Below are 23,676 nucleotides of genomic sequence, written 5' to 3' on the forward strand. Positions count from 1 at the left end.
CATTCCCATGTTCTGTTCTCCCGCTCCACCGGACAAGCCCGGCCTCGTACGCCCACGACGGCATGTCGTACCTTCCCCCGCCCGGGGCTGATCACCACGTACCCTGTCTCGGGCCGCTAACCACCGAGGTCCTCACCTCTTCTGCGGGGGTCCCGCGAGCATCGGGACGCGCGGTGAGAAGCTTCCCGGCCGGCGATACGATCGGGCGCGTTTGACCATCGCTTGACCGGCTACATAGCGTTGCCATGGGCGGATTCAAGAACTTCATCCTGCGCGGCAACATCGTCGAGCTCGCGGTCGCGGTGATCATCGGGACCACCTTCAGCGGGCTCGTCCAGGCCCTGGTCACGGACATGGTGACGCCGCTGATCGGGGCCATCACGGGTGGACGGCAGCCCAACTTCGCCGAATACTCCTTCACCGTCAACGGCAGCGAGTTCAAGTACGGCGATTTCCTCAACCACCTGATCGCGTTCATGATCATCGCGGCCGTCGTCTACTGGCTGATCGTGATGCCGATGACCCGGCTGGTCGGCCTGCTCGACCGGAACAAGGCCGCGACGACGAAGCAGTGCCCCGAGTGCGTCAGCGACATCCCGGCAGAGGCTCGCCGCTGCATGTACTGCACGGTCGAGTTGGTTCCCGACTCCGAGAAGCCCGCAGTGGATCCGGCATAGGGCCCGTTCGCGCGTCTGGGGGTTGGACGCCACGCGGGCGAAGGGCTGGTGGGACGTGGGTTTCGCGTTCTTCGGGCCAGTACCTGCGCAGATGCGGCACGGGTTCGACAAGATGGACGGGTGAGCGTTGAGTTGTTGGTCTGGGACGAGCCCGAGCCGATCTCCAGGGACCAGGCGCGAGCCTCGTACCTCGAGGTCAAGAAGACCGAGCCCGTCACCGGGGAGCTGCCGGGCATCGCCAAGGAGCTGCCCGGCGTCGTCACGGCCTTCCGGGATCACGTGCTGGTGACGATGGATCTGGACTCGATGGACGAGATGTCGGGTCAGGTGTTCGCGGTCGCCCGCGCGCACGGCATGGCGTGTTACGACCCGCAACGCGATCTCGTGCACAACGTCGCGCCGCTGGGCGTCTACGAGGGGATGCAGCTCCACACCGGCGACGGCATGATGGTGCACGACCCCGACCTGGGCCTGGTGCACGACGTGCTCGCCACCTTGTCGCCGCAGAACCCGTTCGTGGCCCTGGTCAACTTCGGGCGGCACTTCATCCAGGTCTCCCCCGGCTACGAGCTGGAGTACAAGGAGGACGAGCTCGTCCGGGCCGACGTGCCGGAGCTCGACGAGGTGCAGCGGGCCTTCCAGGAGTACGCGACGGGCGAGCGCGGGTTCCTCGGCCGGCACGAGTGGACCGCCGCGGCGGGCTGAGGCTTGCCCCGTGGGGCTCCGCGCCCCCGAATTCATGATCCCGGGGTGCCGCCGCTCAGGCTGGTCCTAGGAGATCACTTCGCGGAACAGCGCGGGGTCGACGTTGCCGCCCGACAACAGCACGGCCGTGCGCCCCGCCGGGATCCGGCCCGACAGGCAGGCGGCCGTGGCCGCCGCGCCGCTCGGCTCCGCCACCAGGCGGCCTGTCACGGCCAGGTGGCGGATCGCGGCGCGGATCTCGTCCTCCGAGACCGTCACGATGCCGTCCACGTGCGCGCGCAGGTGCGCGAACGTCAGCTCCGACAGGTGGGCGCGCAGGCCGTCGGCGATCGTGCGGAAGGCGCGGGCCGGTTCCCAGACCACCGGCCGGCCGAGCGCGAGGCTCTCGGCGGCGTCGGCCGCCAGCTCGGGCTCGACGCCGATCACGGTGGCCTCCGGGCGCAGCGCCTTGACCGCGGCGGCGACGCCGGAGATCAGCCCGCCTCCGCTGACGGGCACCACCACGACGTCCACCTCGGGCAGGTCGGCGACGATCTCCAGGCCGATCGTGCCCTGACCGGCGATCACTGCGGGATGGTCGTAGGGCGGGATCATGGTGAGGCCGCGCTCGGCGGCCAGCTTCTCGGCCTCGCTGAGGCGCCGCTCGCGCGGCACGATCACCAGCTCGGCGCCGTGCGCCTCGATGGCCGAGGTCTTGACCTGCGGCGTGCCCTCCGGCACCACCACCACGCACGGCACCCCGAAAGACCTGGCCGCGTAGGCCAGCGCCTGGCCGTGGTTGCCCGAGGAGTGGGTGACCACCCCGGCGGGGCGCAGCGAGGCGACGGCGTTGTAGGCGCCGCGGAGTTTGAACGAGCCGACCCTCTGCAGGCTCTCCGGTTTGACGTGCACGTCTCCCACGGGCACCAGCGGGGTGCGCAGCACCGCCGGCTCGATGCGCTCGGCCGCCGCCCGGATGTCCTCGATCGTCACCAGCCGCATGCTCTCACCCTACGATCGCGGGGCGGCTGACGACAGACGGGTGCGAGCCAGCCGGACGACCGGCGTGACGGCGCCGACCAGAAGCAGCGCGTAGAGCGGGCCGAGCACCAGGCCGATCAGGAACCCGGCGGCGACGTCGTGCGGGTAGTGCACGCCGACGAACACCCTCGACAGCGCCATGACCGCCGCCAGCGGGAGCACCACCCAGGCGAGGGAGCGCCAGGTCAGGATGAGGGCCCCCGCGGCCCCGGCGGCGATCACCGCATGGTTGCTGGGGAAGGATCAGTCGTCCACGGGCGGGCACGCGGCGATCGTCGCGATCCCGTTCCGGCACGGCCGGTCCTCCCTGACGAGGATCTTCACGACCTCGCTGGTGACGTACGCGCCCACGACCCCCGCCGGACCGACGAGGGTCAGCGCCAGCTCGCGGGCCGGCGCGTTCCTGGCCCGCCACCAGCACAGCACGAACAGCGCCGCGAAGATGAACAGCCCGGCATCGGTGCCGACCTCGGCGAGGGGGTGCAGCCATGCTGGCGTGGTGAGGGCGAAATCGACGATGTCGCGGTACAACTCGTGTCCAATCAGTTAACAGGTGATGGACACGACCTTACGAGTGGATCTACGATTTCGCCTCGACCAAAGGGACGAGCGCGCGTGTCAGGCGAAGGCGCCGCCGAGGAACGCCCGGGTCAGGTCGAGGTGCTTCTGCTGCAGCTCGACCTCGGTGATCACGCCCCGGCCGAACTCCTCGGTCGCGGCCTCACGCTGGGCGAGGTAGCAGGCGGCCATGATCTCGCTGCGGAGCGGCGTGAAACCGCGTTCTACGCAGGTGACGAACGCGGCGCCCTTGCGCTCGACCGCGGCCGGGGGAACCTTGCAGGCCAGATCCTGAGCCTTGAGCTGCGCGACCGCGTCGCCGAGGGTGATCAGGCCCATTGAGCCGTTGAACTTCGTGTCAAGAGTGATCTTCAATTGTTTCCGCCTCCGGGTGTTTACAACTCTGCCAGGAGGCCGCGTATTCCCAGCTCAGAGCGGGTATGGAGGCACTCGTGATCGGAGAGCACGTGATCGTCGGCTACACCGACGACTCGGGTGGGCGTGACGCCCTCGTCCTTGGTGCCGCCATCACGGGAGTCACCGGCGGCGAGCTCACGGTGGCGACGATCTACCCGCCGGGCAGCCCCGGGCAGGCGGTCGAGGCGCAGGCCAACCTGGCGCACGCGGCGGCCCTGCTGGAGGGCGTGCCGGCCGAGTTCATGGCGTTCGAGAGCAGGGGCGCCGGTCGCGGGCTGTCGGTGCTGGCCAGCCGGATCAGGGCGGACCTGGTGGTGGCCGGCTCGGCGGACGGCGGCCCGCGCGACCGGATCCACCTGGGCAGCACCTCCGACCATCTGCTCCACCTGTCGCCGGAGGCGGTGATGCTGGCACCCGCGGGCTACCAGCCGCCCGAGCGCCCCTCCCGGCTCACGCTCGCCTACGTGCACCGCCCGCAGTGCGACACGGCGGTCGAGCGGGTGGCGCAGGCCGCCCTCAGGCTGGATGTGCCGCTCCGCCTGATCACGTTCGACCTGCGGACCGAGGACCAGGGGCGGCTCAGGGACGACCTCGCCCTGGCCGTGCGCCTGGCCTGGGAGGGCACCGGCATCGAGGCCGAGGCGGAGGTCTCCGAGGGGCACGACGTGGTCAGCGCCGTCGCCGCGACCGAGTGGCTGCCCGGTGAGCTGCTGGTCTGCGCGGCCAGCGAGGACGCCCAGCCGCACCGGGTCTTCATCGGCGAGCTGGCCATGAAGCTGCTGCGCGCCTCCCCCTGTCCCGTCGCCGTGCTGCCCCGCGGATTCTCCTAGCTAGCCGATGGCCAGCCGGACGACCTCCCCCGGCTCCGGTCCTGCCTGAGCGACCAGGTCGCCACCCGGCCTCCAGAACCCCGAGCGCCCGGCCGTGTGCTCGAAGCCACCGCCGGTCGGTCCCGCGAAGCTCGCCACCGCCACCCAGACACGGTGATCGGTGGCGATTCGTCGCGCTCTCTCTTCTTGGACCGCCACCTCTGCCGCCTGATGAACCACCCCAGCCGCATAGACGTCGATCCTTAGCGCGGCGGTGTCTTCAGCATGCTGCGCGACCGCCATGTCCCGGCAGATCGCCAGTCCCAGCCGCAGGCCGTTCACCTCGATCACCTCGGACCGCTCCCCGCCGGCGAACCGTTCCTCGCTAGCATGCACGTGGACCTTGCGATAGGCCACTTTGGCCCCGTCGCCGTCCACCGTCAGCGTCGCGATGTACTCAAGCCCCTCTTCCTTGACCGGTGCCCCCACCAGGGCCACCGCCCCCGCCTCCGCGCAAGCCTCCACGATCGGCCCCAGCCTCGAATCTTCCACGGTGATCGCTGGAGCGTCCAGGTGGTACCCCGTAAGTGACAGTTCCGGAAATATCACCACCCCTGCCTCCGCTCTTCGCACCATCTCCGCGTGCCGTACCGCGTTCTTTTCTACGTCGTACGACACGCAGTCCGGCTGAGCCACCGCCAGCACGAGCACAAGGGCCTCCAAAGAAGGAACCGCCACCACAGCCGACCCGGGTGATGGCCATCCTTTCATCGAAGAACGGCACGTCCTCGCTGGGTGCCCGCGTGGCCACCCGTCCCCCGAGTTGCGGATGGCGCGCGTCCTGTGGCTGCTTTCTCAGCTCCTGTACGACTGCCGCTCGTTCGCCGGGCGTCGCAAGGCGGATCAACTCCTTCAGCTTCCCGCGCCGTATCGCCGCGGGGCGATCAACGTCCGCGCGTGACCGCCTGCTGGTACAGCTCCAGGTAGCGGTCGGCCATGACCGACGGCGAGAAGCGGGCCCGGGCCTCGCGGCGGCACTCCTCGGGGTCGAGGTCGTCCACCCGCAGGACCCACTCAGCCAGCTCCTCCTCGGTGTCTGCGAGGAAGCCGGTGCGGCCGTGGTCGATGATCTCGGGGAGGCAGCCCCGGCGCAGGCCCACCGGAGGCACGCCGAGCGCCATGGCCTCCACGACGGCGGTGCCGCCGGGCTCGTCCCACTGGATGGGGAACAGGGCCGCGCGGGCCGAGGCGTAGAGGGTGTCGCGCTCGTCGCCGCCCACCGAGCCGACCCATTCGATGAGGTCGCCGTCGAGGTAGGAGGAGATGTGGTCGACGTAGTAGCGCACGTCCGGGTGGCCGTGCAGCGGGTGGTAGGGGTCCTGGGCCACGACCTCCAGCTCGGCCGGGCTGTTGAGGCCGCTCACCGGCCCCGCGAGGACCAGCGGCAGGCCCAGCTTCTGGCAGACCCTGGCCGCGATGTGCTGGCCCTTGAGGCCGCAGATCCGGCCCATCACCACGAGGTGCTCGCCCTGCTCGACGCGCAGGTCGCGGTCGGCCAGCGGGGTGGCCAGGTGGACGGCGCCGAGCGCGGCGTCCTGCACGGCTCTGGGAGCGCGGGCGAGCTGGGAGTGCGAGACGCCGTTGACCGCGATCGACTGCGGGAACGACCGGTAGAAGGCGGCGTGCTTGCGCAGGTCCCAGTGCAGGGTGTGCAGGACGGGCGGGCCGTCCATGGCCGACAGGACGGCGGGCCCGACGACCTCGAGGTGGTCGTGGACCAGGTCGATGTCGTCGCGGCGGCGCAGCTCGCCGGCCACCCGTGCCTGGTGGGCGTGCGCGATGCCCATCACCTGATTGTACGGCTTCTGCAGGTGGGCGAACTGGCCCTGTTCGAAGACGCTGATCAGCTCGTCCACTTCGAGGGTGCTCGAACCCACCGAGGCCAGGATGATCCGCACTCCGCGCTCGCGCAGCGCCGGGACCAGCGTGGCGACGACGTTCTCGATTCCGCCGTAGCCGGGGGGCGGGACCTGGAGCCACGGCCCCGCGTTCACCAGGACGTTCATGCCACATCCTCCTCCAGAACAAGGGAGGCCAGTGGAGGCCGCTCTGACACGGCCACGTCCACCAGATCGGCCTTCCCGTCGTGCCCGAACTGCAGCAGTGTGTGAGAGGGAGACTCAGAGGAGAGCACCCTGCGCTGACGCTCCAGCCGCGACCAGGCGGTGGCCATGATCTGCCCGGCCATGCGGCCGAGGGCGGTGACCGACTGGTGGCTGTGGGTCCTGGTGCCCAGGTCGACCTGAGCCATGGCGTCCAGCCCGACCAGTTGGAGGAGGTCGACCAGGAGGCCGAACTCGACCCCGTACTCGGTGACGAACGGCACCTGCTCCAGGACCTCGCGGCGGGCGGCGTACTCACCGCCGAGCGGCTGCGCGAAGCCGGACAGCTCCGGCCAGAACATGTTCAGCAGTGGCCTGGCGACCAGTTCGGTGACGCGCCCGCCGCCACCGCGCCGGACCACGCCGTCCTCCCCCGTGAAGGGCCGCTCGTAGGCGGCCTTGACGAACTGGACGTCCCGGTCGACGAACAGCGGCCCCAGCAGGCCCGAGACGAAGTGGGAGGCGAAGTTGCGCAGGTCGGCGTCCACGAAGACGACGATGTCGCCGCTGGAGGCGGCCAGCCCCTTCCACAGCGCCTCCCCCTTGCCGGTGAGGGGGGGAAGGTGGGAGAGCACGGCGTTCTGCGCCACGACCCGCGCTCCCGCGGCGGCCGCCCGGACGGCGGTCGCGTCGGTGGAGTTCGAATCCACGACGATGATCTCGTCCACGAGTGGCGTCCGCTCGACGAGCTCACGGCGGATCACGGTGACGATGTCGCCTACTGTCGACTCCTCGTCACGAGCCGGCAGCACGACGCTCACCGTGGTCGTCCCCTTGGCAAGGAGCAGTGCTTCGACCGGCCAATCCGCTGCCGTGCTCGAGTGCGGCCCGTACCACTCCTGGGCCCTTGCCAAGGCCCGCAGATCTGTCTCCATGCAGTCAACCCCGATCTTTTCAGGTCACGGTCGGCGACATCTGCCCTAGCCATGCGTCTTCGAACATGTTTGTTTGTTTTCGGCTAGAGGTGGGATATGCCGGGTTATGGTCCCCACTACCCGTATTGGCATCGTAGGTGCCGGAAATGTCGCCGCGAGGCATGCAGACGTCCTGTCCGGTTTCCCGGATGTTACGATCGCCGGAATCGCCGACACAGACCCCCGCAGGGCCGAAACGCTGGCGTCGAAGCATGACTCCCCCGCTTACGGCGGCCACGCCGACCTGCTGGAGGCCGGCGGCCTGGACGCCGTCTACGTCTGCGTGCCTCCCTTCGCGCACGGTAGCCCCGAGCTCGACATCTTGTCGCGCAATATCCCGATCTTTGTGGAGAAGCCTCTCTCGCTTGACCTCGAAACCGCAGAAAGTATCGCTGACGAGATCGACCGGCGCGGCCTGCCTTCCGCCGTCGGTCATCACTGGCGCTACCTGGACATACTCGACCAGGCAAAAGAGCTGCTCGCCGGCCGCCCGGTCCGCCTGGCGATGGGCCACTGGCTTGACAAGGTGCCTCCGGTCGGCTGGTGGTTGGACCCGGCGATGTCCGGCGGCCAGACCGTCGAGCAGGCGGTCCACGTCCTCGACCTGGCGCGGCTGCTGGTGGGCGAGGTGAGCATGGTGCACGCGGTGCCGGCCGAGAACTCGGCGACCGGAGAGATCGACCACGCCACGGCGGCTGTGCTGCGGTTCGCGGACGGGGCGGCTGGCCTGCTGGCCACCACCTGCCTGCTGCGGCACAAGCACCGGGTGGGGCTGGAGGTGCACGCCGACGGCATCGCGCTCGGCCTGAGCGAGACGGAGCTGGTCGTCGACGGGCAGCGGCAGGTCCAGGACGGCGGGCAGGCCAAGACGATGGTGGATCGCGCGTTCGTCGACGCCGTGCAGGGTAAGGAGGCCGACGTGCGGGCCCCGTACCGGGAGGCACTGAAGACCCACCGGCTGGCGCTCGCGCTGGCCCGGTCGGCACGGGAGCGGGAGCCGGTGACGCTCGATGGCTAGCGGCAAGGTGCTGAGCATCGAGGCGCCGGGCGAGGTGACGCTGGTCGAGGACAAGCTGGGCGAGGTGCCCGACGGCGGGTTCCGGGTCGAGACCACGCACAGCGGGATCTCGGCCGGCACCGAGCTCACCTACGTGAAGGGCGACAATCCCTACCTGACCTCCACCTGGGATCCCGCGCTCGGCCTGTTCCAGCAGGGCACGCCGTCGGTGGTCTATCCGGTGCGCGGCATCGGCTACATGCAGGTGGGCAGGGTGGTCGAGGCCCGCACCCGGGCGGTGCGCGAGGGCCGCCTGGTCGCGATGGCCTACGGGCACCGCACCGGCTATGTCGCCGACCCGATGCAGGACCGCTTCGTGGAGCTGCCGGACGACCTCGACGCGATGCTCGGCATCTACGTCGCCCACATGGGCCCGATCTGCGCCAACGGCCTCCTGCACGCCGCCGCCGACCTGCACGGGCCGAACGTCCAGCAGCTCGGCGACGGGGTGCGCGGCCGGCGCGTCGTGGTGGTGGGGGCGGGCGTGGTCGGGCTGCTGACGGCGTCGTTCGCCATCTCGTACGGCGCGGCTGAGGTCGTGGTCGTGGACGAGACCGCCGACCGGCTCGCGATCGCCGAGGCGCTGGGCGCGAACGTCCTGGCGACCGGCGACGACCCGGCCGTGGAGCTGAAGCGGCGCTGGCGGCACGGGCCGAACGACCGGGGCGCGGACGTGGTCTTCCAGTGCCGGGGGCAGGCGCGGGCGCTGGCCCTGGCGCTGAAGCTGCTGCGGCCCCAGGGCACCGCGGTCGATCTGGCCTTCTACACGCACGGCGCGGACGAGGTGCGGCTGGGCGAGGAGTTTCACCACAACGGGCTGTCACTGCGCTGCGCCCAGATCGGCCGGGTGCCGCGCGGCCTGGCTCACGCGTGGGACAGGGAGCGGCTGTCCCACGAGACGATCGGCCTGCTCAGGCAGCGCGGCGACCTGCTACGCCGGCACGTGATCACCGATGTCGTCGATTTTGCCGAAGGCCCCCGCCTGCTGGCCGAGCTCGCCGACCGGCGGCGTCACACCGTGCAGGCCGTGCTCAGCGACCACGTCGAGGATGAGGGCGGCTGACCAGCTGAAGTCGTGGCATCCGTGACCCTCCAGGGTGAAGGGATCGAAGTATTCGCGGAACCCCGACCGCGACACCGCGTTGATCATGCCGTCGGCCAGCGAGGAGGCCAGGTCGGGGCGGCGGTCCTTGATCCCCTGCCAGACGAGCCAGGTGAGGTTGATCCAGCTCGGCCCGCGCCAGTAGCGGGCCGGGTCGAACTCGGGCGTGGCCAGGGCGAAGCTCGGCAGCACCCCGTCCTTGAGTCCGAAGCGGTCGAGCCCGGTGCCGATCAGCGCGTTGGCGACCTCGCGCGGCAGGCCCGGCAGGATGAGCGGGACCAGGCCGGCGGCGCTGCTGGAGCGGATCAGGCAGCCGGTGCGCACGTCGCGGGCCTGGAACAGGCCGTCGTCGTAGAGGTGCTCGATCATCGCGGCGGTGGTCGCGGCGGCTTCGGCGCGGTGCGGCTCGGGGTCGAACCCGCAGGCGTCGGCGATGTGCGCGAGCGCCTGCTCGGCCGCCCCATAGGCGGCGTTGAACAGCGGGTCCTCGACCTGGAACGCGCCCGCCCGGCGGTAGCCGGTGTCGCGGTAGGCGCGGGCCAGCGTGGTGTAGAGCGCGTAGTCGCGGTCGGTGGGCCGCTCCTCGGCGTTGACGTGGTCGAGGTCCTTGCGGCTGTAGCCGCTGGGGCCCGCTTCGACGGCGGCGAGCGGCTCGTCCCAGGCCGGGCTGTTGTCCATGCCCGACTCCCAGGGGTGCACGATCGAGATCAGCCCCTCGGGCGAGCGCCTGGCGGTGCGCAGGAAGTGCTGCTGCGCCACCAGCCGGGGATAGATCCTGCGCAGGAAGGCCACGTCGGGCTCGGCCTGGTGGACCCGCCAGGCGGCCAGCGCGTGGACGGGCGGCTGCACGATGCCGGACGTCGCCGAGCCGGAGGGCGAGCGCGCCTCCCAGAACTCGGGGCCGGGGAAGTAGGCGCCCTCCGGCACCTTGGGGTTGAAGACGATGTGCGGCACCCTGCCGTCGCGCCACTGCGCCCCGAACAGCGACAGCAGCTCGGACCTGGCCCGGCGGGGCGACAGCTGGGCGTTGCCGATGGCGATGAAGGCGGAGTCCCAGCTCCACTGGTGGGGGTAGAGCCTGCGGGACGGGACCGTGTAGCCCCCGTCCCAGTTGTCGACCAGTACACGCACCGCGTCGCGGAGGATCATAGGAATTTCCTGATGAAGGCGGCTGTCTGGGGAAGGACGATCTCGGGCTCGCCACGCAGTCGGCACTCGAGCGCGAGATAGCCGTCGTAGCCGACGGCGTCCAGGGTGCCTAGCTGTGCACCCCAGTCGAGGTGGCCGGTGCCCGGCTGGTTGCGGTTGGACTCGCTGATCTGCATGTGCGCGAGGTAGGGGGCGGCCTCGGCCAGCGAGCGGCAGGGGTCGTCCTCCTCGATGTTCATGTGGTAGGTGTCGCCGACGATCCTGATCGAGTCCATGGCGCAGTAGGAGACGGCGCCGGCCAGGGTGTTGACCATGTGGTTCTCGTAGCGGTTCAGCGGCTCCAGCATGATGAGCACGCCGTTGCGCTGGGCGTGCTCGCCGAGGATGCCGAGCGCCTCGGCCAGCACCTCGCGGTCCTCCTGGGCGCTGCGCGGCGGGACGAACGGGGGCAGCCTGAGGGAGAACTGGCCCCACGAGGCCGGCGTCATCACGCCGATGCCGCCGAGCTCGCCGATGACCGACAGCTGCGACCTGAGCTGCTGGATCGCGTCCATGCGCTTGGCCGGGTCGAAGTCACCGATGAAGTGCGGCATGTCCACGCACACGGTCGGCATGACCACGCCGTCGGCCAGCGCCCGCTTGAGCTCGGTCAGCCGGCCCGCGAAGTGGAAGTCGCCCTTTCCTCGCAGCTCGATCGCGTCGAACCCGGCGTCGACCGCGAACGCGAACTTCTCCTGCAGAGAACGGCCGGGCAGGAGCTGCTCCTGGGCGGCGAGCTTCACTGTGACTCCTCGAAGGTGAAGACGAGCTGGAGCACCTCTGACGGGTGCTTGTCGATCAGGTCGAAGGCGGCGGCGGCGTCGTCGACGGGGACGACGTGGCTGATCAGGTCGGTGACGTCGATGTCGCCGCGGTGCACGACCTCCATGAAGGTGCGCTGCAGGCGCTCGACGTCCCACCGGTGGGAGAGCCAGGAGGCGACCCCGCCGATCTGGGAGGAGACGAGCTGCACGTGGTTGTGGTGGAACTCCTCGCCGAGGCGCAGCCCTATCCCGTCGCCCTGGTAGAAGCCGGCGGCCACGACCCTGCCGCCCTTGCGCACGGTTCTGATGGCCTCCTGCAGGCCCAGGTGGCTGCCGCTCAGCTCGATGGCGGTGTCGGCGCCCTCGACCCGCTTGCGCATGAACTCGGCGACCGATCCGGACTGCACGTCGAACGTCTCGGCCGCGCCGTACTTCCTGGCGAGCTCCAGGCGGGCCGGAATGGCGTCGGCGGCGACCACCCGCGCGCCGCTGAGCACGGCGAGCCGGGTGGCGAGCAGGCCGATGACGCCCTGGCCGAAGATGGCGATCTGGTCGCCGAGATGGATGTCGGCGGCGTGCACGGCGTTCAGCGCGATGGCGCCGACTCGGGCGAAGACGGCGTCGATCGGGTTGGCGCCGGGTGGCAGCACGTGGCCGACGAGCTTGGCGGCCGGTAGGACGGCCTCGGTGCGGTGGCCCCAGATGCCCCATACGAGGCTGCCGATGGGCGGGTCGGCGACGTCGGGCGCCGCCTCCACCACCTCACCGACCTCCTGGTAGCCCCAGCCGGTGAGCGGGTAGGCGTGGGTGTTGCCGTCGAGGAAGAGACGCTGCTCGGTGTCCCACCTGCGACTGAGATAGGGGTTGGTCCCGCGGTAGGCGGTGAGTTCTGTGCCCGCGGAGACGCCCGAGTACAGAGTGCGGACTCGCACGCTCCCCGGCACAAGCTCGGCGGGCGTTTCCAGGCTGACGGAGACAAGGCCTGGCTCTTGGAAGGTGATGACGCGCATTTCCCACACTTACGCTTTTTGATCAGGCAAAAGTCGATCAATTAGTTGTTGTTTGCACACCATAGTTACGCCCGGAACACTCGTAAGTCTACGACTTCTGCCAGAGGCAGCTGATGCAATTGGGGTTTCTGACAGTGTGTCTTCCGGAAAGCGACCTTACCGGCACTCAACACCAGGTCATCCCGCATGATTCCGTACATCGCCACCCGGACCGGAAGCCTCTTCGGCTGTGACCGAAATCCGATCAGACCGAGCGTTTCGGCGCTACCAGGGTGATCGAGTCGCGAGAATCTTTCGCGCAGAACGGACTTCCGCTTGCCCGTGTGCCCGGCAGGCAGAACATTCCGCGCCCGGGCCGATAGACGCAGGTGAAGCCGGAAGTGACCGGTGTGGCGGAGGAGAACGGACGACAAGAGCCGGCGACGGGAAGAGAACAGACCGGTCTCGGTATCGCACGGCACACGTTGCGCCATCTCGTCCGAGGGTAAGGGCGGCATATCCCCACCGGAGGTGCGTGCCATGCCGAAACAGGTAACCGCCGTCCTCTCCGCCGCCCTGCTGGCAGCGACCTGCCTGGCTGCGTGCGGCGACGACAGCGAACCAACGGCCATCAATCAGATCACGGTCTGGACCGAGGAGAACCTCGAAGACCGGATGGCCGTGCAGAAGAAGATCATCGAAGAGTTCACCGCGAAGACCGGAATCAAGGTCAATCTCGTCGGAGTGGCCGAGGACCAATTCAGCCAGGTGGTCACCTCCGCCGCCGCGGCGGGCGACCTGCCCGACGTGATCGGAGCGCTGCCTCTGGCCTCCATCCGCGAGCTGGAAGCCAACGACCTGCTCGACACCGAGACCCCTGGCAAGATCGTCGATCAGCTCGGGCGCGACACGTTCTCGCCGCGGGCCCTGGAGCTCGACAGCTCCGGAGGCAAGCTGCTGGCCGTGCCCAGTGACGGATGGGCGCAGCTCATCCTCTACCGCAAGGACCTGTTCGAGAAGGCCGGGCTGCAGCCGCCCGACACCTACGAGGCGCTGGAGGCGGCGGCCGCGAAGCTGAACTCCGGCGGGACCGCCGGCATCACGCTGGCGATCGCGCCCAAGGACTCCTTCACCGCGCAGAGCTTCGAGCACGTCGCCCTGGCGAACGGCTGCCAGCTCGTCGACGGCTCGGGCAACGTCACCCTCGACGCGCCGCCGTGCGTGAAGGCCTTCGAGTTCTACTCCAACCTGGCCAAGAGCCACTCGGTCAAGGGCATGCAGGACGTCGACTCCACCAGGGCCACCTACTTCGCCGGCAAGGCGGCCATGACGATCTGGTCGTCGTTCATCCTGGACGAGCTGGCCGGCCTGCGTAAGGACGCCCTGCCCAGCTGCCCCGAGTGCCGCGAGGATCCCGAGTGGCTGGCCAAGAACACCGGAGTGGTCACCGCGCTGAAGGGGCCCGACGGGAGCGCGCCCGCACAGTATGGCGAGATCGTCTCCTGGGCCGTCATGCGCGACTCCGCCACCGACCCGGCGACCAAGTTCGTCAGCTTCATGATGAACGAGGGCTACGAGCGGTGGATCGGGATGGCGCCCGAGGGCAAGTTCCCCACCCGCAAGGGGTTCGAGGACAAGTGGAACCAGCTGCCCGCGGGAGTCGACACCAAGAAGCCGCTGGCCGACGTCTTCCCCGCCGAGGTGCTCGACGCGCTGCGCAAGAGCCCGGACACGTTCGGGCGCTGGGGCATCCCGCAGGGCCAGGGCAAGCTCGTGGGCGCCACGATGGGCGAGCTGCCGGTGCCCACGGCGCTGAGCGGGATCGTGGACGGCTCGCTCACCGCGCAGGCCGCGGCCACGCAGGCCAAGACGGAGGTCGAGACCATCAAGCGCGGAATACGCGAGTGAGCGGCGGAGGTGCGGAGTGAGGCGCGGGCAGACCCTGCGCCAGCAGGAGGGCAGGGCCGGGCTGGCGCTGATCTCGCCGACCCTGATCATCACGCTGGTGGTGGTGGTCTTGCCGCTCCTGTGGGCGATCATGCTGGCGTTCCAGGACGTACGGCTGATCAACATCCGCCAGGCGGGGCTCTTCGGCAACTACACGCTGGAGAACTTCGCGTACGTGATCAGCGAGCCGGGGTTCTGGTCGGCCCTGGTCAACACGCTCGTCTACACCGTGGCGGGCACGGCGCTGTCGATCGTGATCGGGCTGGTGACCGCGCTGGCGCTGCGTGACAGGTTCAAGGGCAGGACCCTGATCAGGGCCTCCATCCTGATCCCCTACGTGGCGCCGGTGGTGGCGGTGGCGTTCCTGTGGGAGACGATGCTGAATCCCCAGTACGGCATCGTGAACACCTGGCTGAGCGAGCCGATCGCCTTCCTCACCCAGGCCAAGGGCACCTTTCTCGGCATCGAGGTGCCGGTGGCGCTGCTGACCGTGATCGCGTTCGAGGCGTGGCGCTACTTCCCGTTCGCCTTCCTGTTCATCCTGGCCAGGCTCCAGGCGCTGCCAGCCGAGCTGGACGAGGCCGCGGTGGTGGACGGGGCGACGCCGACGCAGCGTTTCCGCTACGTGATCATGCCGCAGCTCTGGCGGATCATCGCCCTGCTGTCGGTGCTCAGGTTCGTGTTCACCTTCACCAAGTTCGACGACGTCTACCTGCTGACCGGCGGCGGAGCCGGCACGGAGGTCGTCAGCGTGCGCGTCTACAACTTCCTGACCGCCCGCGACGACATCGGGGCGTCGGCCGCGCAGGCGATCGTGCTGGCGGTCGTGCTCGTCGTGTTCCTGGTCGTGTATCTGAAGTTCTTCGGGGGAGGTGAACGCGACTCATGAGCAGGGACAGGTTCGAGCGTGGGCTCTTCAAGGTGCTCAAGCCGCTGGTGATCGCCTTTCTCTTCCTGATCACCGCGTTTCCGTTCTACTACATGGTGATGCTGTCCTTCCGCGACATCCAGGAGCTCATCCTGGAGCCCGGCTCGCTGTGGCCGCGGAACTTCACCCTGGACACGTACGTGAACGTGCTGGGCAGGCAGGGTTTCCTGATCTTCATGCGCAACAGCGCCATCGTCGCGGTCGCCTCGGTCGCGGTCACGCTGCTGATCTCGATTCCCGGCGCCTACGCCGTCGCGCGGCTGCGCTTCTTCGGGCGCCGGCAGGTGCACTTCCTGTTCCTGGCCGTGTACCTGTTCCCGGCCATCGTGCTGGCCATCCCGCTCTTCGTGCTCTTCACCATGCTCGGGCTGCGGGGCTCTCTGGTCGGCCTGATTCTCGTGTATATCGCGCAGACCGTGCCCGTCACGGTATACATGCTCCGCAACTACTTCGAAACGGTGCCACAGAGCGTGGAGGAGGCGGCCGCGATCGACGGCTGCACCCGCCTGTCGACCATCTGGCGGGTGGTGCTGCCGCTGTCCAAGCCGGCGCTCATGGCCACCGGGCTGTACGCGTTCATGATCGCCTGGAACGAGTTCCTGTTCGCTCTGCTGTTCCTGGTGGAGAAGCGGGACAGCTGGACCGTTTCGCTTGGGCTCTCTCAGCTGGCAGGCAGCATCGAGATCCCGACAACGGTTCTCATGGCAGGATCGGTGGTTCTGACACTGCCCATCGTGCTCGTGTTCTTCGCCAGCGAGAGACTGCTGACGGAGGGGCTCACGGCGGGAGCGGAGAAGGGATAGCGACCATGCTGACGGCAGGGCAGGTCCTCCAGCTGATCCGCGATGGCTCCTGCCGGACGCGCAAAGAACTGATCGAGCTCACCGGCCTGTCCCGGTCGACCATCACCGACCGGGTCGACCGGCTCATCGAGGCCGGATACATCCACGAGTCCGGCGTCGGGACCTCCGGGGGCGGGCGACCGCCCTCGGTGCTCGACATCGACGCCACCAGCCGCCTGGTGCTGGTGGCCGACCTCGGGGCCAGTCACGCCCGCGTGGCGCTGACCGACCTCGCGGCCCGGCCGATGGCCGAGGAGCACACCGAGATGCGCATCGAGCTCGGCCCCGACGCCGTCCTGTCGTGGGTGGGGCAGGCCTTCCAGCGGCTGCTCGACCGCACCGGCCGCACCGCCGAGCAGGTGTGCGGCATCGGCCTGGACCTGCCCGGCTCGGTGGACCACACCACGGGCCGGGTCATCAGGTCGTTCCTGATGCCGGGCTGGGACGACCATCCGATCAGCGAGGTCCTGCGGGAGCGGTTCGACGTGCCGATCCTGGTGGAGAACGACGCCAACGCGATGGCGCTGGGCGAGTGGTGGTCGTTCTGGCGCCACTGCGACTCGCTCATCCTGATCAAGGTGTCCACCGGCATCGGCACCGGCATCGTGCTGGGCGGGCACATCTACCGGGGCGTGGAGGAGGCCGCGGGCAACATCGGCCACGTCCGCCTGCACGAGACGGACGACCGGGTGTGCACCTGCGGCTCGCGCGGCTGCGTCGCCTCCCTGTCGAGCGGCCACGCCCTGGCCACGGACCTGGGCCAGGAGAGCAGCCGTGACGTGGTGCGCCTGGTGCACGCCGGCGATCCGGCGGCCATCGCGCGCACCCAGGAGGGGGGCCGCACCCTGGGCATCGTGCTGGCCACCGCTGTCAGCCTGCTGAACCCGGGCGTCCTGGTGCTGGCCGGTGACATGGCGGAGACCAGGGAGCACTACCTGACGGGCATCAGGGAGAGCGTCTACCGCAGGAGCCTGCCGTACACGACCCGCAACCTGGAGATCGTGCCGAGCTCGCTGGGCAACCGGGCGGGCATCGTGGGGACGGCCGTCATCGTCATGGAGCACGTCCTGTCCCCCGAGGCCGTCGACACCGCCCTGGCCAAGCTCAACCCGTCAAAGGGACGGCCCAGGACCGGCGCGGTCAGCTGACAGCGCGGTCTCCAGCCCGGCCCTCGCCGTGACGAGCGAGGGGCCGTACCACGTGAGCAGCCGCCCGCTGACGAGCGCGCAGGGCAGGCCGGGGAAGGACTCCGGGCCGTCGGCGGCGCTGAAGGCGTAGGGCTCGTCGGGCAGCACGACCAGGTCGGGGCGGGCCTCGACCAGCTCCGGCAGCGGGATCTTCGGGTAACGGTCGGGGTGGCGGGCGTAGTGGTTGTCCACGCCCAGCCTGGCGAGCACGTCACCGGTGAAGGTGTCGCGGCCCACCACCATCCACGGGCGCCGCCAGATGGGGATGACCGCGGTCCTCCTCGGCCCCTCGTACGGCGCCCCCCAGCTCTCCTCGGCCCGGTCGAGCCATCCGGGCCGCCCGGCGCGGCAGGCCAGGGCGAACATCCTGCCCAGCGAGGCGAAGGCCTGCTCCAGGGTCTCGATCCTGGTCACCCAGACGGGCACGCCCGCCTCGCGCAGCGCCTCGATGTCCGGGGCGCGGTTCTCCTCGGCGTTGGCCAGGACGACGTCCGGGCGCAGGCGCCTGATCAGGTCGAGGTCGGGGTTCTTGGTGCCCTTGACCCTGGCGACGTCCAGGCCGGCAGGGTGGGTGCACCAGTCGGTGGCGCCGACCAGGGCTCCGGGGACGGTCTCGGCCACCGACTCCGTCAGCGACGGCACCAGCGACACGATGCGCGTCACGGTCTCGGGGACGGGCACGGCCGTCCCGGTGTCATCGACGTCTTCGCTCCGCACAGCAGAAACTCTAGACGGCTGGACTTTAGCCGGCCGACTTGCCGGGAATTGCCTCACAAGTGAGGTTATAGATCCGTAGAATCCTGAAAAGATCGTTTTTTCTTGAAATCGGGGGATCGTCGGTTGGAGCGAGACTCGCTGGGCTTCGATCCGAACACGCCCAACGTCGCCCGCCTGTACGACTACTACCTCGGTGGGAAGGACCACTTCCCGGCCGATCGCGACGCCGCTGAGCGGATCCTGAAAGTGGCTCCCGAACTGCGGGCCGCCGCCCGGGCCAACCGGGCGTTCCTGGGACGGGCCGTGCGGTTCCTGGCCGACGCCGGGATCGACCAGTATCTGGACATCGGCACCGGCCTGCCCACCCAGGGCGCCGTGCACGAGGTGGCCAACGCCGTCTCCACCGGGAGCAAGGTGGTCTACGTGGACCGGGACCCGGTTGTCCTGGTGCACGCCAGGGCGCTGCTCGCCGCGGACGAGAACACCACCGCGGTCGAGGGGGACCTGCGCAGACCCCAGGAGATCCTGAAAGACCCTGATGTCACGGAGGCCATCGACTTCACCAAGCCGGTCGGCATCCTGCTGGTCGCCGTCATGCACTTCATCAGCGAGGCCGACGACCCGCGGCAGATCATGCGGATCCTGCACGACGCCATGGCCCCGGGCAGCTACCTCGTCATGTCCCACGGCACCAGCGACGCCCGCACCGACGCCGTCGACAAGGGCACCGAGGTCTACCGGCGGGCCACCTCACCGCTCGTCCTGCGCGACCGCCGGCGGATCGAGGCCATGTTCGAGGGGTTCGAGCTGGTGGATCCCGGGCTGGTCTGGCTGCCCGAGTGGCGGCCCGGCCAGGCCGACACGATCGACTTCATCGACCGTCCAGAATCGTCGCTCATCCTGTGCGGCGTGGCCAGGAGGAACTGAGACATGCGGATCGGCCTGGCGGTGCCGCAGTACGGCAGGTTCGCCTCCCTGAGCAGCCTGCGCCTGGTCGCGCGGGAGGCCGAGGCGATGGGCTTCGCCGCCCTGTGGGTGGGCGACCGGCTGCTGACGCCGCTGGAGCCCAGGGACCGCTATCCCGGCGGCGACGGCGCGATCCCGGAGGCGCACGGGGTCTTCCTGGACCCGTTCGCGGTGCTGTCGGTCGCCGCCTCGATCACCTCCCGGGTCCGGCTGGGCACCAGCGCGCTGAACGCCTGCTGGTACGCGCCGCCGCTGCTGGCCCGCTCCCTCACCACCGTCGACCAGCTCAGCGACGGCCGGCTCGACGTGGGCCTGGGGCTGGGCTGGTCCTCGGACGAGTACGCGGCCGTCGGCGTGCCGTGGAAGTCCAGGGCGGCGCGGTACGAGGCCACGCTCGACGCGCTGGAGGCGATCTGGCACAGCGACCCGGTGGCCTACGCCAACGAGCTGTGGACGGTGGCGCCCAGCCGCATCCACCCCAAGCCGGTCGGCCGCCCGCCGCTCTATCTCGCCGGCTTCGCGCCCGACGCGCTGCAGCGCATCGGGCGCAGGGCCGACGGCTGGCTCACCGCCACCCTGCCGATCCGCATGCTCACCGCGATGTGGGACACCGTACGGCGCGGCGCCGAGGCCGCCGGCCGCGACCCGGAGGCCCTGCGCATGATCCTGCGCGCCAACCCGGTCATCACCGGCGAGGCCGGCGCGGCGCCGCCCAGGAGCGGCACCGTGGCACAGATCGCCGCCTACCTGAACGAGGCGGCGGCGGCCGGGGTCCACGAGATCATCCTGGACCTCCAGCACACCGCCGTCGACGACCAGCACCTGCTCAAGCTGGCCGAGGAATTCAGGTCCCGCCTCAGCCCCGGCTGAGCGCAGCCAGCGCGGCGTCGTAGTCGGGCTCCTGGGAGATCTCGGGCACCAGCTCGGCGTGCGTGACCACGTTGGCGCCGTCCAGCACGACCACCGCGCGGGCGGCGAGACCCGCCATCGGGCCCGTCTCCTGCGCCACCCCGTAGTCGGTGAAGAACTCGCGCCCGCGCATGAGCGACAGCGTCGTCACGCTGTCCAGCCCTTCGGCGCCGCAGAAGCGCCGCTGCGCGAACGGCAGGTCGGCCGAGACGCACAGCACCACCACGCCGGGGTTCTCGCCGGCGATCTGGTTGAAGCGCCGAACCGAGGCGGCGCAGGTGCCGGTGTCGACGCTCGGGAAGATGTTGAGCACCTTCGTCGCCGTGCCGTACTCGGCCAGCGAGTGGTCGGCGAGATCGGTGCCCACCAGGCGGAAGTCAGGTGCGCTGTCTCCCGGCTTGGGGAACGTGCCCCCCACGGTGACGGGCTTGCCCTTGAACGTGACCTCGGACATGTCGGCTCCTTTCACGGCGACCCCATCCACGCTACCTAGGTCAGACATTCCGCCTGTATTGGCCTCCCGCTTCGAACAGGGCATCCGTGATCTGACCCAGCGAGCACACGCGGGCCGCCTCCATCAGCACCTCGAAGGCGTTGCCGTCGGACATGGCCACCTCGCGCAGCCTGGCCAGCGCCGCAGGCGCCTCGCCCCGGTTCCGCTCGTGGAAGCCGTGCAGGCGGTCGAGCTGGGAGCGCTTCTCCTCCTCGGTCCCTCTGGCGAGCTCCAGCTTGTGCGGGGCGTGCTCGTCGCCGCCCGGGTTGCGGAAGGTGTTGACCCCGACGATGGGCAGCGAACCGTCGTGCTTGCGGGTCTCGTACAGCATGGACTCGTCCTGGATCCTGCCGCGCTGGTAGCCGGTCTCCATCGCGCCCAGCACGCCGCCCCGGTCCGACAGCCGCTCGAACTCCCGCAGCACCGCCTCCTCGACCAGGTCGGTGAGCTCGTCGATGATGAACGAGCCCTGCAGCGGGTTCTCGTTGCGCGCCAGGCCCCACTCGCGGTTGATGATGAGCTGGATCGCCATCGCCCTGCGCACCGAGTCGGCCGACGGGGTGGTGACCGCCTCGTCGAAGGCGTTGGTGTGCAGGCTGTTGCAGTTGTCGTAGATGGCGATCAGGGCCTGCAGGGTGGTGCGGATGTCGTTGAAGTTCATCTCCTGCGCGTGCAGCGAACGGCCCGAGGTCTGGACGTGGTACTTGAGCTTCTGCGACCGCTCGGCCGCGCCGTACCTCTCCCGCATCGTGACGGCCCAGATCCGGCGGGCGACCCGGCCGAGCACGCTGTATTCGGGGTCCATGCCGTTGGAGAAGAAGAACGACAGGTTCGGCGCGAAGTCGTCGATGTCCATGCCGCGCGCCAGGTAGGCCTCCACGTAGGTGAGGCCGTTGGCCAGGGTGAAGGCGAGCTGGCTGATGGGGTTCGCGCCGGCTTCGGCGATGTGGTAGCCGGAGATCGAGACCGAGTAGAAGTTGCGGACGCCGTTGTGGATGAACCACTCCTGGATGTCGGCCATCATCCTGAGCGAGAACTCGGTGGAGAAGATGCAGGTGTTCTGGCCCTGGTCCTCCTTGAGGATGTCCGCCTGCACGGTGCCCCTGACGGTGGCCAGCGTCCTGGCCTTCAGGTCACGGGCCTCCTCCTCGGACGGGGTGCGCCCGTGCTCGGCCTGGAAACGGTCCATCGCCTGGTCGACGGCGGCGTTGAGGAAGAAGGCGAGGATCGTGGGGGCCGGGCCGTTGATCGTCATGGACACCGAGGTGTTGGGCGCGGCCAGGTCGAAGCCGTCGTAGAGCGCCTTCATGTCGTCGAGCGTCGCGATCGACACCCCAGAAGTGCCGACTTTTCCGTAGATGTCGGGCCGTAGGTCGGGGTCGTTCCCGTACAGCGTCACCGAGTCGAACGCGGTCGAGAGCCTGGTCGCGGGCTGCCCCGCCGACAGCAGCTTGAAGCGCCTGTTGGTGCGGAACGGGTCGCCTTCGCCGGCGAACATCCTGGTCGGGTCCTCGTCGTCCCGCTTGAACGGGAACACGCCCGCGGTGAACGGGAACCTGCCCGGCAGGTTCTCGGCGCGCAGGAACCTGAGCAGCTCGCCGTGGTCGGTGTAGCGGGGCAGCGCCACCCGGGGGATGCGGTTGCCCGACAGGGTCTCGCGCCACAGCGGCGTGTGGATCTCCCGGTCGCGCACCCGCACGACCAGCTCGTCCGCGGTGTACTGCTCCCTGGTCGCGGGCCAGGAGTCCAGCAGCGCCCGGCTCTCCTCGCTCATCTCTTGCTCGGCCCGCTCGGCCAGCTCGGCCAGCCGCGCGTCGGCCGCGCCGCCGCCTTCGCCGGCGTCCAGGAGCGCGCGCACCTCGGCGAGCTGCTGCCGGCGGCGGGCCACCGCCGCCTGGGCGAGCGTCTCGGCGTGGTAGGCGCGCACGGTGTCGGCGATCTCCGCCAGATAGCGCACCCGCGCGGGCGGCACGATCGCGGCCGAAGCCTGCGAGGTGCGGCCGCTCACCGCGGGCAGCAGCCCCGGACCGGCCTGCATGCCCTTGTCCACCAGGATGTCCTTGAGGTGGTGGTAGAGGGCCGTGACGCCGGCGTCGTTGTAGCGGGCCGCGATCGTGCCGAACACCGGCATCTCGTCCGGCGAGACGCCGAAGGCCTCACGGTTGCGTACGAGCTGGCGGCGCACGTCGCGCAGAGCGTCCTCGGCACCGCGCCGCTCGTACTTGTTGATCACGACCGCCTCGGCGAAGTCAAGCATGTCGATCTTCTCAAGCTGGGACGCGGCGCCGAACTCGGGCGTCATCACGTAGATCGGCACGTCCACGTGCGGCACGATCCCCGCGTCGCCCTGGCCGATGCCGGGCGTCTCCACGACGACCAGGTCGTATCCGGCGGCGCGGCAGGCGGCGATCACGTCGTCGAGGCAGGCGGGCACCTCGTTGGGGGCGCCCCGGGTGGCGAGCGAGCGGAAGTAGGTCTGGGGGCTCAGGCTGTTCATCCTGATCCGGTCGCCGAGCAGCGCGCCACCGCCACGCCTGCGGGTGGGGTCGATCGCGATGACGGCGATGCGCAGCTTGTCGTCGTTGTCCACGCGCAGCCGGCGGACCAGCTCGTCGGTGAGCGAGGACTTGCCCGACCCGCCGGTGCCCGTGATGCCCAGCGCGGGCGCGGACCGGCGCGCCGCGCGCAACCCCTCGACGAGCTCGGCCGGGGCCCGCCCGGACTCGATCAGGGTGATCGCGCGGGCCAGGGCCGGCTGGTCGCCCGAGACCACGGCCTCCACGGTGGGCGCGCCCGTCAGCTCGACGTCGCACTCCTCGATCAGCTTGTTGATCATCCCGGGCAGGCCGAGGCGCTGGCCGTCCTCCGGTGAGAAGACCCGGGTGACGCCCCGCGAGTGGAGGAGCTCTATCTCCTCGGGCACGATGACACCGCCGCCGCCCCCGTACACCTTGACGTGGCCGGCGCCGCGCTCGCGCAGCAGGTCCACCAGGTAGGAGAAGAACTCCACGTGGCCGCCCTGATAGGAGCTGATCGCCACGCCCTGGACGTCCTCCTGGATGGCCGCGGTGACGATCTCGTCCACCGACCGGTTGTGCCCGAGGTGGATCACCTCGGCGCCCTGGGTCTGGAGGATCCGTCGCATGATGTTGATCGCCGCGTCGTGGCCGTCGAACAGCGCTGCCGCTGTTACGAATCGGACCGGATGGACCGGAACGTGCACGCCTGATCACTCCTTCGTGAGGGGCCTGCTTCGAAGATACTAGGACGTCCTACTATTTCCCAAGGGGCCTTCGGTGGGTAGTAGTGCCCTCGGAGGTGAGGG

22 protein-coding genes and 2 pseudogenes are annotated in these 23,676 nt (G+C 69.7%); 11 read left to right on the forward strand and 13 right to left on the reverse strand.

Translation table 11 applies throughout. From position 1 onward, the window contains the following. Positions 1–245: 245 nt before the first annotated feature. Both mscL and V5E28_RS19835 read left to right on the forward strand, forming a co-directional pair. Positions 246–677 (forward strand): large conductance mechanosensitive channel protein MscL, encoded by a 432-nt coding sequence (mscL, locus tag V5E28_RS19830; protein WP_336208426.1) that lies wholly within the window; start codon positions 246–248, stop codon positions 675–677. 120 nt (positions 678–797) lie between these two features. Beyond that, entirely contained in the window at positions 798–1,382 is a 585-nt protein-coding gene (locus V5E28_RS19835; protein ID WP_336208427.1) for a hypothetical protein, read from the forward strand. Between the two features lie 66 nt (positions 1,383–1,448). Here V5E28_RS19835 and V5E28_RS19840 read toward each other — a convergent pair whose 3' ends face one another. The 4 genes and pseudogenes from V5E28_RS19840 to V5E28_RS19855 form a co-directional block, all read right to left on the reverse strand. Then, positions 1,449–2,363, reverse strand: a complete 915-nt coding sequence (locus tag V5E28_RS19840; protein ID WP_336208428.1) for a threonine ammonia-lyase — start codon at positions 2,361–2,363, stop codon at positions 1,449–1,451. A 9-nt stretch (positions 2,364–2,372) separates the two neighbouring features. Continuing rightward, positions 2,373–2,633: pseudogene (locus tag V5E28_RS19845) on the reverse strand (phosphatase PAP2 family protein); the annotation flags it as partial. A gap of 12 nt (positions 2,634–2,645) precedes the next feature. Then, positions 2,646–2,933 carry a hypothetical protein gene (locus V5E28_RS19850; RefSeq protein WP_336208429.1) on the reverse strand — a complete coding sequence of 96 codons (288 nt, stop codon included), beginning with the start codon at positions 2,931–2,933 and terminating at the stop codon, positions 2,646–2,648. A gap of 87 nt (positions 2,934–3,020) precedes the next feature. Next, positions 3,021–3,335 carry a hypothetical protein gene (locus V5E28_RS19855; protein ID WP_336208430.1) on the reverse strand — a complete coding sequence of 105 codons (315 nt, stop codon included), beginning with the start codon at positions 3,333–3,335 and terminating at the stop codon, positions 3,021–3,023. 77 nt (positions 3,336–3,412) lie between these two features. Between V5E28_RS19855 and V5E28_RS19860 the strand changes: the two genes are divergently transcribed. Continuing rightward, positions 3,413–4,207 (forward strand): universal stress protein, encoded by a 795-nt coding sequence (locus tag V5E28_RS19860; protein ID WP_336208431.1) that lies wholly within the window; start codon positions 3,413–3,415, stop codon positions 4,205–4,207. On the opposite strand, the gene V5E28_RS19865 is transcribed toward V5E28_RS19860, so the two are convergent. The 3 genes from V5E28_RS19865 to V5E28_RS19875 form a co-directional block, all read right to left on the reverse strand. Beyond that, the gene (locus V5E28_RS19865) at positions 4,208–4,897 is read right to left on the reverse strand and encodes a carbon-nitrogen hydrolase family protein (RefSeq protein ID WP_336208432.1); all 690 of its coding nucleotides are present in this window, start codon (positions 4,895–4,897) and stop codon (positions 4,208–4,210) included. It lies immediately after the preceding gene. A gap of 233 nt (positions 4,898–5,130) precedes the next feature. Continuing rightward, entirely contained in the window at positions 5,131–6,252 is a 1,122-nt protein-coding gene (locus V5E28_RS19870; RefSeq protein ID WP_336208433.1) for a glycosyltransferase, read from the reverse strand. Next, positions 6,249–7,223: a glucosyl-3-phosphoglycerate synthase gene (locus tag V5E28_RS19875; RefSeq protein WP_336208434.1), complete on the reverse strand. Its 975-nt coding sequence runs from the start codon at positions 7,221–7,223 to the stop codon at positions 6,249–6,251. The genes V5E28_RS19870 and V5E28_RS19875 overlap by 4 nt, the downstream gene beginning before the upstream one ends. Before the next feature lie 106 nt (positions 7,224–7,329). Here V5E28_RS19875 and V5E28_RS19880 point away from each other — a divergent pair, with 106 nt between their 5' ends. Continuing rightward, the gene (locus V5E28_RS19880) at positions 7,330–8,280 is read left to right on the forward strand and encodes a Gfo/Idh/MocA family protein (protein ID WP_336208435.1); all 951 of its coding nucleotides are present in this window, start codon (positions 7,330–7,332) and stop codon (positions 8,278–8,280) included. After that, the gene (locus V5E28_RS19885; protein WP_336208436.1) at positions 8,273–9,382 is read left to right on the forward strand and encodes a zinc-dependent alcohol dehydrogenase; all 1,110 of its coding nucleotides are present in this window, start codon (positions 8,273–8,275) and stop codon (positions 9,380–9,382) included. The genes V5E28_RS19880 and V5E28_RS19885 overlap by 8 nt, the downstream gene beginning before the upstream one ends. A 9-nt stretch (positions 9,383–9,391) precedes the next feature. Here V5E28_RS19885 and V5E28_RS49560 read toward each other — a convergent pair. The 3 genes and pseudogenes from V5E28_RS49560 to V5E28_RS19895 form a co-directional block, all read right to left on the reverse strand. Beyond that, positions 9,392–10,570, reverse strand: a pseudogene (locus tag V5E28_RS49560) (MGH1-like glycoside hydrolase domain-containing protein); the annotation flags it as partial. Continuing rightward, positions 10,567–11,352, reverse strand: a complete 786-nt coding sequence (locus V5E28_RS19890; protein WP_336208437.1) for a sugar phosphate isomerase/epimerase family protein — start codon at positions 11,350–11,352, stop codon at positions 10,567–10,569. The pseudogene V5E28_RS49560 and the gene V5E28_RS19890, both read right to left, overlap by 4 nt. Beyond that, complete coding sequence (locus V5E28_RS19895; protein WP_336208438.1) at positions 11,349–12,305, reverse strand: zinc-dependent alcohol dehydrogenase; 957 nt, start codon at positions 12,303–12,305, stop codon at positions 11,349–11,351. Before V5E28_RS19895 ends, V5E28_RS19890 begins: the two co-directional genes overlap by 4 nt. Before the next feature lie 597 nt (positions 12,306–12,902). Between V5E28_RS19895 and V5E28_RS19900 the strand changes: the two genes are divergently transcribed. Genes V5E28_RS19900 through V5E28_RS19915 form a run of 4 tightly spaced genes read left to right on the forward strand, consistent with a single transcriptional unit; the run spans position 12,903 to position 17,227 of the window. Next, a complete protein-coding gene (locus tag V5E28_RS19900) occupies positions 12,903–14,270 on the forward strand; it encodes an ABC transporter substrate-binding protein (RefSeq protein ID WP_336208439.1) in 1,368 nt (455 codons plus the stop codon). A gap of 16 nt (positions 14,271–14,286) precedes the next feature. Beyond that, positions 14,287–15,198 (forward strand): carbohydrate ABC transporter permease, encoded by a 912-nt coding sequence (locus V5E28_RS19905; protein ID WP_336208440.1) that lies wholly within the window; start codon positions 14,287–14,289, stop codon positions 15,196–15,198. After that, complete coding sequence (locus V5E28_RS19910) at positions 15,195–16,040, forward strand: carbohydrate ABC transporter permease (RefSeq protein WP_336208441.1); 846 nt, start codon at positions 15,195–15,197, stop codon at positions 16,038–16,040. Before V5E28_RS19905 ends, V5E28_RS19910 begins: the two co-directional genes overlap by 4 nt. A 5-nt stretch (positions 16,041–16,045) precedes the next feature. After that, positions 16,046–17,227, forward strand: coding sequence for an ROK family transcriptional regulator (locus V5E28_RS19915; protein ID WP_336208442.1), 1,182 nt, complete (start codon positions 16,046–16,048; stop codon positions 17,225–17,227). On the opposite strand, the gene V5E28_RS19920 is transcribed toward V5E28_RS19915, so the two are convergent. Then, entirely contained in the window at positions 17,192–17,983 is a 792-nt protein-coding gene (locus V5E28_RS19920; protein ID WP_336208443.1) for a helical backbone metal receptor, read from the reverse strand. The genes V5E28_RS19915 and V5E28_RS19920 overlap by 36 nt on opposite strands. 123 nt (positions 17,984–18,106) lie before the next feature. Between V5E28_RS19920 and V5E28_RS19925 the strand changes: the two genes are divergently transcribed. Continuing rightward, positions 18,107–18,910, forward strand: a complete 804-nt coding sequence (locus V5E28_RS19925) for an SAM-dependent methyltransferase (protein ID WP_336208444.1) — start codon at positions 18,107–18,109, stop codon at positions 18,908–18,910. A 3-nt stretch (positions 18,911–18,913) separates the two neighbouring features. After that, a complete protein-coding gene (locus tag V5E28_RS19930; RefSeq protein WP_336208445.1) occupies positions 18,914–19,819 on the forward strand; it encodes a TIGR03619 family F420-dependent LLM class oxidoreductase in 906 nt (301 codons plus the stop codon). Here the strand turns inward: V5E28_RS19930 and tpx are convergent. Next, positions 19,806–20,312, reverse strand: coding sequence for a thiol peroxidase (tpx, locus tag V5E28_RS19935; RefSeq protein WP_336208446.1), 507 nt, complete (start codon positions 20,310–20,312; stop codon positions 19,806–19,808). The two genes, V5E28_RS19930 and tpx, sit on opposite strands and share 14 nt — an antisense overlap. Positions 20,313–20,352: 40 nt before the next feature. Beyond that, entirely contained in the window at positions 20,353–23,574 is a 3,222-nt protein-coding gene (gene icmF / locus V5E28_RS19940; protein ID WP_336208447.1) for a fused isobutyryl-CoA mutase/GTPase IcmF, read from the reverse strand. Positions 23,575–23,676: the final 102 nt, after the last annotated feature.

The organism is Nonomuraea sp. LPB2021202275-12-8, from assembly GCF_037044575.1.
GTDB lineage: Bacteria > Actinomycetota > Actinomycetes > Streptosporangiales > Streptosporangiaceae > Nonomuraea.

Bases quoted from the DNA above. Each gene is read 5' to 3' on its own strand.
- V5E28_RS19880 (WP_336208435.1), top strand. From the start codon at position 7,330: ATGGTCCCCACTACCCGTATTGGCATCGTAGGTGCCGGAAATGTCGCC.
- V5E28_RS19875 (WP_336208434.1), bottom strand. From the start codon at position 7,223: ATGGAGACAGATCTGCGGGCCTTGGCAAGGGCCCAGGAGTGGTACGGG.
- V5E28_RS19870 (WP_336208433.1), bottom strand. From the start codon at position 6,252: ATGAACGTCCTGGTGAACGCGGGGCCGTGGCTCCAGGTCCCGCCCCCC.
- tpx (WP_336208446.1), bottom strand. From the start codon at position 20,312: ATGTCCGAGGTCACGTTCAAGGGCAAGCCCGTCACCGTGGGGGGCACG.
- V5E28_RS19930 (WP_336208445.1), top strand. From the start codon at position 18,914: ATGCGGATCGGCCTGGCGGTGCCGCAGTACGGCAGGTTCGCCTCCCTG.
- V5E28_RS19840 (WP_336208428.1), bottom strand. From the start codon at position 2,363: ATGCGGCTGGTGACGATCGAGGACATCCGGGCGGCGGCCGAGCGCATC.
- V5E28_RS19915 (WP_336208442.1), top strand. From the start codon at position 16,046: ATGCTGACGGCAGGGCAGGTCCTCCAGCTGATCCGCGATGGCTCCTGC.
- V5E28_RS19885 (WP_336208436.1), top strand. From the start codon at position 8,273: ATGGCTAGCGGCAAGGTGCTGAGCATCGAGGCGCCGGGCGAGGTGACG.
- mscL (WP_336208426.1), top strand. From the start codon at position 246: ATGGGCGGATTCAAGAACTTCATCCTGCGCGGCAACATCGTCGAGCTC.
- V5E28_RS19900 (WP_336208439.1), top strand. From the start codon at position 12,903: ATGCCGAAACAGGTAACCGCCGTCCTCTCCGCCGCCCTGCTGGCAGCG.
- V5E28_RS19910 (WP_336208441.1), top strand. From the start codon at position 15,195: ATGAGCAGGGACAGGTTCGAGCGTGGGCTCTTCAAGGTGCTCAAGCCG.